This is a genomic window from Mesorhizobium sp. P2_E10, assembly GCF_056404235.1.
Map to the genome: position 1 here is coordinate 543,466 of NZ_JBFUEK010000003.1, position 12,233 is coordinate 555,698.

Annotated in this window: 9 protein-coding genes; 5 read left to right on the forward strand and 4 right to left on the reverse strand. The window is 63.1% G+C overall.

The genetic code is table 11. From position 1 onward, the window contains the following. Window positions 1–262 precede the first annotated feature (262 nt). A complete protein-coding gene (gene pepN / locus AC1D0N_RS11495) occupies window positions 263–2,908 on the reverse strand; it encodes an aminopeptidase N (protein WP_477243823.1) in 2,646 nt (881 codons plus the stop codon). Between the two features lie 155 nt (window positions 2,909–3,063). Between pepN and AC1D0N_RS11500 the strand changes: the two genes are divergently transcribed. Both AC1D0N_RS11500 and AC1D0N_RS11505 read left to right on the forward strand, forming a co-directional pair. Then, complete coding sequence (locus AC1D0N_RS11500; RefSeq protein WP_477243825.1) at window positions 3,064–5,370, forward strand: xanthine dehydrogenase family protein molybdopterin-binding subunit; 2,307 nt, start codon at window positions 3,064–3,066, stop codon at window positions 5,368–5,370. Between the two features lie 68 nt (window positions 5,371–5,438). After that, window positions 5,439–6,341: a DMT family transporter gene (locus AC1D0N_RS11505; RefSeq protein WP_477244032.1), complete on the forward strand. Its 903-nt coding sequence runs from the start codon at window positions 5,439–5,441 to the stop codon at window positions 6,339–6,341. A gap of 396 nt (window positions 6,342–6,737) precedes the next feature. Here the strand turns inward: AC1D0N_RS11505 and AC1D0N_RS11510 are convergent, their stop codons facing one another. Next, on the reverse strand, window positions 6,738–7,550 hold the full coding sequence (locus AC1D0N_RS11510; protein ID WP_477243827.1) for a helix-turn-helix domain-containing protein: 813 nt from the start codon (window positions 7,548–7,550) through the stop codon (window positions 6,738–6,740). Window positions 7,551–7,649: 99 nt separating this feature from the next. Here AC1D0N_RS11510 and AC1D0N_RS11515 point away from each other — a divergent pair, with 99 nt between their 5' ends. Further along, complete coding sequence (locus AC1D0N_RS11515) at window positions 7,650–8,036, forward strand: hypothetical protein (RefSeq protein ID WP_477243829.1); 387 nt, start codon at window positions 7,650–7,652, stop codon at window positions 8,034–8,036. A 75-nt stretch (window positions 8,037–8,111) separates the two neighbouring features. On the opposite strand, the gene AC1D0N_RS11520 is transcribed toward AC1D0N_RS11515, so the two are convergent. Together AC1D0N_RS11520 and AC1D0N_RS11525 are read right to left on the reverse strand one after the other, a co-directional pair. Continuing rightward, entirely contained in the window at window positions 8,112–8,987 is an 876-nt protein-coding gene (locus AC1D0N_RS11520) for a uracil-DNA glycosylase (protein ID WP_477243831.1), read from the reverse strand. A 38-nt stretch (window positions 8,988–9,025) separates the two neighbouring features. Further along, window positions 9,026–9,670, reverse strand: coding sequence for a hypothetical protein (locus AC1D0N_RS11525; RefSeq protein WP_477243833.1), 645 nt, complete (start codon window positions 9,668–9,670; stop codon window positions 9,026–9,028). 207 nt (window positions 9,671–9,877) lie between these two features. On the opposite strand from AC1D0N_RS11525, the gene AC1D0N_RS11530 reads away from it, so the two are divergent. Both AC1D0N_RS11530 and AC1D0N_RS11535 read left to right on the forward strand, forming a co-directional pair. Further along, window positions 9,878–11,557, forward strand: coding sequence for an electron transfer flavoprotein-ubiquinone oxidoreductase (locus AC1D0N_RS11530; protein WP_477243835.1), 1,680 nt, complete (start codon window positions 9,878–9,880; stop codon window positions 11,555–11,557). Window positions 11,558–11,623: 66 nt separating this feature from the next. Beyond that, complete coding sequence (locus AC1D0N_RS11535) at window positions 11,624–12,223, forward strand: DUF922 domain-containing Zn-dependent protease (RefSeq protein ID WP_477243837.1); 600 nt, start codon at window positions 11,624–11,626, stop codon at window positions 12,221–12,223. The last annotated feature ends 10 nt before the right edge of the window (window positions 12,224–12,233 follow it).

Here is a 12,233-nt window from a genome sequence, read left to right on the forward strand (position 1 = left end):
ACTTCCGAATCGTCTGTAAAGAATCAAAGGTGATTCGCCTTGTCCATAGGCGCGGGGAAAAAAGATTAAAAATTGATTGAAATAACGCAGGAATCCCTCCCCCTTGAGGGGAGGGTGGCCCGAAGGGCCGGGTGGGGTCCTCGGCGAAGTGCTCGACTTGTTCAATCACGGTCGAAGTTGGTCGAGGTCGCGCACTGCTGCAACGACCCCACCCGTCCATCCGCCTTCGGCGGCTGTCCACCCTCCCCTCAAGGGGGAGGGATCAAGCCAGCGTGCGCTCGACAATATCGCGCAGATCCGCCGACAGGTTCTCGGCACCGGCGATGGCCAGCAGCGCTTCCCTGGCCTTGGCCTGGCGGCCGGGCTCAAGCGCGCGCCATGACCTGAGAGCCGTCGCCAGCCTCGCCGCCACCTGCGGGTTGCGTTTTTCGACCTCCAGAACGGTTTGCGAAAAGAACCGGTAGCCTTCGCCGTCGGCGCGGTGGAAGCCGGTCTGGTTGGCGCTGGAAAACGTGCCGATGAGTGAGCGCACCCGGTTCGGGTTGGCCATCGAGAAGGCCGGGTGACTGGTCAGCGCACGCACCGCGTAGACGGTTTGCGGACCCGGTACGCTGGCCTGGATCTGGAACCATTTGTCCATGACCAGCGCATCGGACCCATATTTCGCCTCGAAATCCGCCAGCGCCTTGACCGCCTCGGGCGCACCATGATGACGGTGCGCAAGCACGGTGAGCGCGGCGGCGCGGTCCGTCATGTTGGTCGCGGCCCGGAAATGCTCGGCGGCAAGTGTTGCACCGCCCGGAAGCAGCGCGAGATAATCCAGCAAGCTGTTGCGCAGCGCCCGTCGCCCGGCGCTGGCCGCGTCCGGGCTGAACGGGCCGTCGTCGGCAAGGCGATCGTAGAGGCTGGCGAAGGTGTCCCGGTTCGCCTTGGCAATCGCCAGCGCCAGCGCCTCGCGGCCCGAGAAGATGGCGTCGGGATCGATGCTCTTGCCGATGTCGCGGGCAATGTCGGACTCGCCGGGAAGCGCCAGCGCCAGCGCCCGATAGGCCGGCTCCAGTGTCTCGTCGCCGGCGATCTTGCCGGCAAGCCCGGTCAGCCGGGCGGTGAACTCGGTCTGCTTGCCGCCAAGGGTCTGGCGGAAGGCGGCGATCAGCGCATCGGTCAGCAGCGTGTTGAACGCTTGCCAGCGCGAGAAGGCGTCGCTGTCATGGGCGGCCAGGAAGAACTGGTCGTCGGCCCTCTGCTCGACCGAAAGCGTTATCGGCGCCGAAAAGCCGCGGTTGAGCGACACCGCCGGGCGCTCGGCAACGCCGGAAAAGCGCACCATGTGCCGGCGCTTGCGGATATGGATGACGCCATCCTCGACGACAGCGCCTTCGACGCCGCGCCAGGCAACCGGCTTGCCGCCGGCGCCGACCAGGCCGAAGGCCAGCGGAATGTGCATCAGCCGCTTGCGGCTTTCCGACGGTGTCGGCGGCACCGACTGTTCGATTTCGAGCGTGAATTCCTGCGCCGAGGCATTGTGCGTCGAGCTGACAGTCAGATTGGGCGTGCCCGCTTGGTGGTACCACAGCGAAAACTGCGACAGGTCGCGGCCGGAGACATCCTCGAACACCTTGACGAAATCCTCGATCGTCGCGGCCTCACCGTCATGGCGCTCGAAATAGAGGTCCATGCCGGCGCGGAACGTCTCGGCGCCGAGGATGGTGCGGATCATGCGCACCACTTCCGAGCCCTTTTCGTAGACCGTCGCCGTGTAGAAATTGTTGATCTCGCGGTAGCGACGCGGCCGCACCGGATGTGCCAGTGGTCCCTGATCCTCAGGAAACTGATGCGCGCGCAGCGTGCGCACTTCGGCAATGCGCTTGACCGCCCGCGAGCGCTGGTCGGCGGAGAATTCGTGATCGCGAAAGACCGTCAGCCCTTCCTTCAGGCAGAGCTGGAACCAGTCGCGGCAGGTGATCCTGTTGCCGGTCCAGTTGTGGAAATACTCATGCGCGATGATCGCCTCGATATTGGCGAAATCGGCATCCGTCGCGGTCTCCTGGTCGGCCAGCACATATTTGTCGTTGAAGATGTTGAGGCCCTTGTTCTCCATGGCGCCCATGTTGAAATCCGACACGGCGACGATGTTGAAGACGTCGAGGTCGTATTCGCGGCCGAACGCCTCCTCGTCCCATTGCATCGACCGCTTGAGCGCATCCATGGCGTAGCCGGCGAGCCGTTCCTTGCCCGGCTCGACATAGATGCCGAGCTCGACCGTGCGGCCTGACATGGTGACGAAACTGTCGGCCAGTTTGCCGAGCGCGCCGGCCACCAGCGCGAACAGATAGGACGGCTTGGGGAAGGGGTCGTGCCATCCAGCATAGTGCCAGCCGTCGGCAAGCGCGCCGCTGTCGGCCGGGTTGCCGTTGGAGAGGAGCAGCGGCGCCTCATCGCGCTTTGCCTCGATGCGCACCGTATAGACGGACAGGATATCGGGGCGATCGAGGAAGTAGGTGATGCGACGAAAGCCTTCTGCCTCGCATTGCGTGCAATAGACGTTGCTCGAACGATAGAGGCCCATCAGCGCCTCGTTGCGCGCCGGCGCCAGTTCGGTTTCGATGAGCAGTTGGAAGCGGGTCGTTGCCGGTGGCTGAAGGATGGTCAACTGATCCGGCGTGGCCAGAAAATCGGCCGGCGCAAGTTCGTGGCCGTCGATGGCGACACGAATGAGCGTCAGCCCGTCGCCGTCCAGCAGCAGCGGCACTAAGGCCGCCACGCCGTCGCGGCGTTCGATCGTCAGCACGGCGATGACGCGCGTTGCCTCTGGCGAAAGGCGGAAAGTGAGGCTGGTTTCCGGAATGAGATAATCGTTGGGGCGATAGTCTTCGAGCTTGAAGACCTGGCCGGTATCGGTACGCATTCCCTAGGTTTTCCTGTCGATTTCCGTGGCGGAAAGTGCGTCCGCTGGTCCAAAAAAGTTGAAGTCCGCGCTCTTTACACGAAACGGTCACTCGACAAAACTGCGGCAATGCCTATTTCAGGCGTTCGTTTTCCAATCATCATCGTGAGGCATGCATGACCGTGGTCACACCGAAATTCGGCATGGGCGCTTCTGTGCTGCGTCGTGAAGACCAGGCCTTCATCAAGGGTGAGGGCCGCTACACCGACGATATCCAGCCGCAAGGCGTCCTGCACGGCTATGTCCTGCGCTCGCCGGTTGCCAAGGCAAGCTTCAGCATCGGCTCGCTCGATGCGGCCAGGGCGGCGCCCGGCGTCAATCTGGTGCTGACCGGTGCCGATCTCGCCCATCTCGGCAATCTGAAATCAGGCGTCATGCAGAAACAGCCGGACGGCACCAGGGCGCCGACCCGCGACATCCCGATCCTGTGCCGCGACCGGGTCAACTATGTCGGCGACGCGGTCGCCTTCGTCGTCGCCGACAGCCGCGCGTTGGCGCAGGACGCGGCCGAACTGATCGATGTCGACTACGACGGCGAAGATGCCGCGTCCGGCACCGCAACGGCGCTTGCCGAAGGCACGCCGCTGGTCTGGCCGGAACTCGGCTCCAACCGCGCCTTCACCTACCACATCGGTGACAAGGCGAAGACCAAGGCGGCTTTCGCCAAGGCCGCCACCGTCAGCCGCATCGAATTCGTCAACAATCGGCTGGTCTGCAACTACATGGAGCCGCGCTCGGCGATTGGTGAGTGGAAGGCTGACGAAAACCGCTTCGTGCTGACCACCGGGTCTCAGGGCGTGCATTCCATGCAGTACATCCTGGCCGACCTGTTCAAGATCAAGAAGGACCAGCTGCGCGTCATCACGCCGGACGTCGGCGGCGGCTTCGGGCCGAAAGCCTTTGTCTATCGTGAACATCCGCTGGTGCTCGAGGCGGCGAAGCGGCTTGGCCGTCCTGTGAAATGGGCCGGCGATCGCACGGAGCATTTCCTCACCGATGCGCAAGGCCGCGACAATGTAGTGACCGCTGAAATGGCGCTGGACAAGGATGGCCGCTTCCTCGGCATGAAGGTCGATTTGCGCGCCAATATCGGCGCCTATGTCTCGCAATACGGGCCGTTTATCCCCTATATCGGCGTCACCATGTCGACCGGAGTCTACGACATCCAGGCGCTAGACGTGTCCGTGACCGGCCTCTACACCAACACCTGCCCGGTCGACGCCTATCGCGGCGCTGGCCGCCCGGAAGCGGCATTCCTGCTGGAAAAGCTGGTCGACGCCTGTGCCCACGATCTTGGCCTGCCGGTCGAAGAGATCCGTAGGCGCAATTTCATCCGGCCCGAGCAATTCCCCTACCGCACTCAGACCGGCCGTCTTTACGACACCGGCGAATTCGAAGGTCACATGAACCGGGCCATCGAGCAGGCTGAATGGAAAGCATTTCCCGAACGGGTGGCGCAGTCGAAGGCGACTGGAAAGATCCGTGGCATCGGCATGGCCACCTACATCGAGGCCTGCGCCTTCCCGGGTTCGGAACCGGCCTTTGTCGAACTCAACGGCGACGGCACAGTGACGCTGAAGATCGGCACCCAGACCAACGGGCAGGGCCATGCCACCGCCTATGCGCAGTTTCTCTCGGAAAAGCTCAATCTCGATATCGACAAGATCCATGTCCGTCAGGGCGACACCGACGAATTGAAGGCCGGCGGTGGCACCGGCGGCTCGCGTTCGATTCCGCTCGGCGGTGTATCAGCGTCTCGCGCCGGCGAGGATCTGGCCAACAAGATCAAGCGCATGGCCGCCGACGAGCTGGAGGCTTCAGCCGGCGATATCGAATTGTCCGATGGCGTTGCCCGCATTGTCGGCACCGACCGCACGATCGATTTTTCAAGCATTGCCAAGGCCGCCAAGAACCCGGACGATCTCAAGGGATTTGGCGAATTCGTCCAGGACGAGTGCACCTATCCGAACGGCACCCATATATGCGAGGTCGAGATCGATCCCGACACCGGCACGACGGCGATCGTCCGCTACACCATCGTCGACGATTTCGGTGTCACCGTGAACCCGATCCTGCTGGCCGGCCAGGTGCATGGCGGCGTCGTCCAGGGCATCGGCCAGGCGCTGACCGAGGACACCATCTATGGCGAGGACGGGCAATTGCTGACGGCGAGCTTCATGGACTACGCCATGCCGCGCGCCGACGATTTTCCGTTCTTCCATTTCGAAACCCGCAACGTGCCTTCAACCACCAACGCGCTTGGCATCAAGGGCGCCGGCGAGGCGGGCACGATCGGCTCGACGCCGGCAGCGCTCAACGCCGTGACCGACGCACTGCATCGCGCCTATGGCATCAGGCACATCGACATGCCGGCAACGCCGGCGCGCATCTGGGCGGCGATCCAGGAAGCAACAAGACAGTGACAGCGAGGCCGGGGGGCCACGCGGCCGAGAAACTGTCCGATCATCCCGGTCGCGTGCTGACCGGGATCATGCTCAAAGTCATGTCGGTGGCGGTCTTTGTCGGCATGCAAACCTGCATCAAGGCGGCCGGCACTTTGCCTGCCGGTCAGATCGTCTTTTTCCGCTCCTTCTTCGCCATCTTCCCGATCATTGCTTTTCTGGCCTTCAGGGGAAAACTGGGCACGGCGTTTGCGACCAAACGTCCGCTCAACCATATTGCGCGCGGCGTCGTTGGCGTCTGCGCCATGGGGCTTGGCTTCTTTGCGTTGACCAGGCTGCCGTTGCCGGATGCGATCACACTGAATTACGCGCAGCCTTTGCTGGTGGTGGTGTTCAGTTCGCTCTTTCTCGGTGAAGCCATCCGCGTCTATCGCTGGAGCGCGGTCGCGGTTGGTCTCGTCGGCGTGCTGATCATCTCCTGGCCGGAACTGACGCTGTTGAGTTCGGGCGCGGCGCTTGGCGACCAGGAAGTGATCGGTGTCATCGCCGCCCTTGTTTCCGCGGCGATTTCCGCCAATGCCATCCTGCTGGTCCGTAACCTCGTCCAGACCGAAAGGACGGCGACCATCGTCCTGTGGTTTTCGGCGACGGCAAGTGTGATGGCGCTGCTGTCGCTGCCCTTCGGCTGGCAGGCGCTGACGCCGCTGCAGGCGGGTCTGCTCGTCACCGCGGGCTTCTGTGGCGGGCTGGCGCAGATCCTGATGACGGCAGCCTATCGCCATGCCGAAGCGTCGGTCGTGGCGCCGTTCGAATACACCTCGATGATCCTCGGCGTTGTCGTCGGCTATTTCGCCTTCGGCGATGTCGCCACCATCAACACGCTCGTCGGCGGCGTGATTGTCGTCGCCGCCGGCATCTTCATCATCTGGCGCGAGCGCCAGCTTGGCCTGGAGCGCACCCGCACCCGAAAGGCGGCGCCGCCTCCGGAGTGATTGGCATGGTCGTTGGTGTATGATGACAGCAACGGCGCAACAGGTTGGGTAGCTATGTGATCTGCGTTCTCGCGATATCAGGAGCGTATCTCTTCGCAGGATTCGTCCTTGCATCATTTGCCACGGCTTGGGTTTCTCTGGCTGTGGTAATTCTCAGACAGTCCTGGGATGAAGAAGATTCTGACTTCTGGAGGATCGGTCACGGTGCCTTCCTGTGGAGGGAAATGGCGACGACCGAAGGACGAACATTCAAATACGGGGCCTTCGGATTTTTGGCGAGCATTGCGTTGGCAATGATATTCGCTCTGACGCTGCTCGCAGCTCAACGGCTGGGAATTACTTTCACTGTGTGTGGGGTTTCTAATTGAACCGAACACCACGGATATAAGGCGCCAATCAGGACCGTTCGGCCCTCTCCTTCGCCAATCGCACAAGCACTGCCCTTGTCTGTTCGTCAGCGGGGAAAAAAGATTCGATCGCCAGTTCCGACAGCGTCACGTCGAGCGGTGTACCGAAGACGGTGACGGTGCTGATGAACGACAGCACTTGATCGCCATGCGCAAGCCTGAGTGGATGCACGATGGCGTTCGGCTCAACGGGCGCCGGCCGGCTGCCTTTCAAGCCGGACGGGTAGGTTCGCAGCTCGCGCTCCAGCTCGACAAGAACCGGATCGCCGGAGGCATCGTTCTGGTGTTTCAGCCGCTCAAGCAGATGGGTGCGCCATTCCGCGAGGTTGACGATGCGCGGCGCGATGCCGCCGGGATGCAGGCTGAGCCGCAGCACATTGACCGGCGGCGTCAGCAGCGAAGGCTCAGCCACGTCGGCCAGGAACGGACCGATGGCGGCGTTGGCCGAAACCAGGTTCCAGTGGCGGTCGACGGCCAGCGCCGGAAACGGCTCATGCCCCTTGAGCACGATGTCGACGGCCGCCATAGCCGGCGCCAGCGTTGCGTCGCCGAGCGACCGTTCGCCGAAGCTCGGGGCAAAGCCCGCCGCCAGCAGCAGCTGGTTGCGTTGCCTCAGTGGGATCGACAGCTGTTCGGCAAGATGCAGCACCATCTCGCGCGAGGGCGCCGCGCGGCCACTCTCGACGAAGGAGAGATGCCGCTGCGAAATCTCGGCCTCCATGGCGAGGTCGAGCTGGCTCATGCGCCGGCGCGTGCGCCACTCGCGGATAAGGCTGCCGGCGGAGGTTTGGGCTGTTGTCATGGAGGCAAACTATGCCGGAACCAGCTCCATTTCCATTACCTCCGAGGTCATGGAAGAGGACAGCCGAGGCTAAATCCGAACTTTCCAAATGCCGGCCGGGTGAGGGGCGCCTTCACGCTGCTGCGCTTCATTAACGCCAACATGCCATTCTCGCTGCTCTTGCAGGGGCGTGATGTGGGGCGAGTTGGTCGTTATCTTGCTGCGTTGGCGGCCTATTCGGCTCTGCTTGCCGTCCTCGGCAAGAGCTTTGCCTATTTACTGGGCTGGCTCGTTCTTCCTGTCGCCCTTCTTTTCGCTTTGCCTGTGCAGCTGACCATCGGCGGCTTCGACTACCTTCTTGTCGCAGAGGCTCTCGTATTCTTTGCGATCGCATTTGCTATCGATGCGAAAGCGCCGAATGCAGGGAAATGGCTGGCACGTCTAGGCTTGGTGCTCTGCTTCGCTCAGATTACGTTCCTGCTGTCAGAGAGCGGAGTCGGCAGGTAAGAGCACGACCGCAGAGGCCGGCGTTCCTCCTCGCGCGCCCTCTGTCTCTAGGGACAAATCCCCTGAGAAGATTGGCTATTCTCCCAGCGACCGCAGTTTCGCCTTCACCTCAAGAAAATCCCGCCAAGCCAGCTTCTTGTGCGCGGGCGTCCGCAACAGGTAGGCCGGATGCAGTGTCGGCATGGCCGGAATGGCAATGCCCGAAGCCGTGGTGTGGACGCGCCAGTTGCCGCGTAGCCGCAAGATGCCTTCGCTGGTGTTGAGCAAGGTTTTTGCGGAAGGGCCGCCGAGATTGACCAGCACCTTGGGATTGACCAGCTCGATCTGCCGCTCGATGAACGGGCGGCAGATCTCGGTCTCGTGCGGTGTCGGCGTGCGGTTGCCCGGCGGACGCCAGGGAATGACATTGGCGATGTAGACCGAGGTCCGGTCGAGGCCGATGGCTGCCAGGATGCGATCGAGCAGCCGGCCCGAGCGGCCGACGAAGGGCAGGCCCTCGAGGTCCTCGTCGCGGCCGGGCGCTTCGCCGACCAGCATCACCGAGGCGTCAGGATTGCCGTCGGCGAACACCAGGTTCTTGGCGGTGAATTTGAGATTGCAGCCGTCGAATGCCGCCATCTGCTGGCGAAGCTCGTCAAGGGTTTTGGCCGTTGTCGCCAGTTGCCGCGCCAGTGCCGCTTGCGCCTCGTCGGGCACCGTGGTGGCTGGCATGCGCACCGGCGCATCCGGCAAGCTGCTGGCTTCGCCACGCGACAGGCTCGTCGAGCGTGGCTGTGGGGCGGCCTCACCGGCAGGCGCGGCTGTCACCGGTGCCCGCTCAGGCGGCTTCGGCGCCGCCTCGGCAAACCGGTTCACCGGCTGCTCCTCAAGCGCCTCATCGACGCCGGCGCTGGCGTAGAAGGCCAGGATGTCGGCGATGTCGGTCGGGCTGTTGGGGGAGGCGGCAGTCATGCCGCGCACATTCGTCCGGCGAGCGGCAATTTGCAAGTTCAGCCAGTTGGTATGCGCGGATCCTGCACCAGATAGAACGTCCAGCGCGGCGTGTAGTCGGTGATCAGGAATTCGAAGCTGCCGGTCTTCAGCGGGTCGATCTTGCCGCTCTTGAACAGCAAGCGGTCATAGGGTTCGAAGTCGCGGTCGAAATCGGCAAAACTGCTCGACCGGATGTTGTCGGGCGTCTTGTTGCGCTGGTCGAACGACAGGCCGTCGCCGAACACGCTCGGCCGGTCGAGGATTTCCTGCAGCTCGAACTGGAACTCGACCCAGGCCTGGCCGCTGTTGTTGAGCACGTCGATGCGCATGTACATGACGCCGTTGGCGAAATCGCCGGCAGCGCCGAAGGCCTGGATCGGCTTCGTCGTGCGGATGGTCAGCGTTACCGGCGTCGCCGAATTCAGCTCTTCGGTGATGACCAGCGGATCCTCCTTCGTGCCGGTGCCCGAAGCCCCGGTGATACGGAAGCCGCCAAGCTCATCGGAAAAGGAATAGGCTCCGGTCGCCCACACTTTTACCTGATCGGCATGGGCGCTTATGGGCGCCAGCGTCGAAAGGGCCAAAAGCAGCACGCGGCAAATCCGGCCGGGCGTGGAAAAAAAGCGCGTCGATGAAAAGCCGGATGGCTCAGGAATGCGCATGGCGCGAAGTATGGCCGATATCCAAGCCGTCGAACAATTAAAATGTGGGAATTGCTTGCAGGCGGGGACGAAACGGATGTTATCCGCGACTTTTTGGCGAAATCGGCATTGTCACGTCCGCGCCGGTTTCCTGTCGCGGATTGATGCGCTATGCAGCGCATGAGCCAGCAAGATGCGTCAGTGCAGTAAGCCAGCGCGGAGGGGTTGATGAGCGATATCGAACGCGAAAGCATGGAATTCGACGTGGTCATCGTCGGCGCCGGCCCGGCGGGGCTGGCCGCAGCGATCCGTCTCAAGCAGGTCAACCCCGAGCTTTCCGTCGTCGTGCTGGAAAAGGGTGGCGAGGTTGGCGCCCACATCCTGTCCGGCGCCGTCGTCGATCCGATCGGCATCGACCGGCTGTTGCCGGGCTGGCGCGAGGACGAGGGACATCCCTTCAAGACGCCGGTCACCGACGACCATTTCCTGGTGCTCGGGCCTGCCGGCTCATTCCGTCTGCCCAATTTCCTGATGCCGCCGTTGATGAACAATCACGGCAACTACATCGTCTCGCTCGGCAATGTCTGCCGCTGGCTGGCGACCAAGGCCGAGGCGCTCGGCGTCGAGATCTATCCGGGCTTTGCCGCAGTCGGCCTGCTCTACAACGAGGCCGGCGCTGTCACCGGTGTCGTCACCGGCGACATGGGTGTCGAGAAGGACGGTTCGCACGGTCCAGGCTTTGCGCCGGGCATGGCGCTGATGGGCAAATATGTGCTGATCGGCGAAGGTGCACGCGGCTCGCTCGCCAAGCAGCTGATCGCCAAATACAAGCTTTCCGACGGCCGCGAGCCCGGCAAATACGGCATCGGCCTCAAGGAGCTCTGGCAGGTCAAGCCGGAGAACCACAAGCCAGGCCTGGTGCAGCATTCCTTCGGCTGGCCGCTCGACATGAAGACCGGCGGCGGCTCGTTCCTTTATCATCTCGAGGACAATCAGGTGGCGGTCGGTTTCGTCCTCCACCTCAACTACAAGAACCCCTGGCTGTCGCCATTCGAGGAGTTCCAGCGCTTCAAGACCCATCCGGCAATCGCCGGCACCTTCGCCGGCGCCAAGCGGCTGGGCTATGGCGCGCGCGCCATCACCGAAGGCGGCTGGCAATCGGTGCCGAAACTCTCCTTCCCCGGCGGTGCGCTGATGGGGTGTGCCGCGGGCTTCGTCAACGTGCCGCGCATCAAGGGCTCGCACAATGCCGTACTGTCGGGAATGCTGGCGGCCGAGCATGTTGCCCAGGCGATCGGCGCCGGGCGCGCCAATGATGAGTTGGCTTCTTACGAAGCGGCGTGGCGGGCGACCGACATCGGCAAGGACCTGAAGAAGGTGCGCAACGTCAAGCCGCTATGGTCGCGCTTCGGCACCATCATCGGCGTCGGCATTGGCGGCCTCGACATGTGGTTGAACACGCTGTTCGGCTTCTCGCCCTTCGGCACGCTGAAGCACGGCAAGGCCGACTATGCGACGCTGGAGCCGGCCGCCAAGCACGAAAAGATCGTGTATCCCAAGCCGGACGGCGTGCTGACTTTTGACCGGCTGTCCTCGGTGTTCCTGTCCAACACCAACCATGAGGAAAACGAGCCGGTGCATCTGCTGGTCGGCGATATGGCCCTGCAGCAGCGCTCCGAGCACGATGTCTTTGCCGGGCCTTCGACGCGCTATTGCCCGGCCGGCGTCTACGAATGGGTCGACAAGGACGGCAACGCTGCCGCCGACCCCGCAGCCAAGGATGTGCGCTTCGTCATCAACGCGCAGAACTGCGTCCACTGCAAGACCTGCGACATCAAGGATCCGAACCAGAACATCAACTGGGTGCCGCCACAGGGCGGCGAAGGCCCGGTCTATCAGGGCATGTGAGACACCAGGACTGTTGAAACTGCCGCCTGCATGTGTTTCTTTCTCTGCCGACACGGAGAGACGACCATGCGACTGGCAGTTCTGACGTGCCTTTTAGCGATCGGCGCCGCATGTGGCTTGGCGCCGGCAGCCTCCGCCGGCACGAAGGTGCTGATCAAAACACGGACGTACGACATCACCGGAACCACAGGTGCCGGGCTGGTCGTGGCCATGGACCGCAGGGGTCCGAAGCACGGCTTCATGACCCGCGCCATCGCGCAGACCGCCTACACTGTGGATTGGGACTTCGACGTCAGCCACAGCAACGGCGCCTGCCAACTGCGCCAGGCCAATGGAACGCTCAATCTCACCTACACTTTTCCTCACGTCGCCTCGACCGCGACGCCGGCGCTGCAGAGGCGCTGGGACCGGTTTTTTGCTGGCGTTCGCGCCCATGAAGAGAGCCATGGCCGCATCGCCAGGGAGATGATGCGGGCCAGCGAGAAATCGGTTCGCGGCCTGAAATTTGCCGGCGATCCGTTCTGCAACAGGACACGCAACGAGGCACGGCGGCGTATCGCGGCCGTCTATGCCCAGTATGAGGCGAAGCAGGTGGCTTTCGACGTGCGCGAGCATCGCGACGGCGGCCATGTCGAGCACCTCATCAATGCTTTGGTGGGCTGGTAAACGCGCTCGG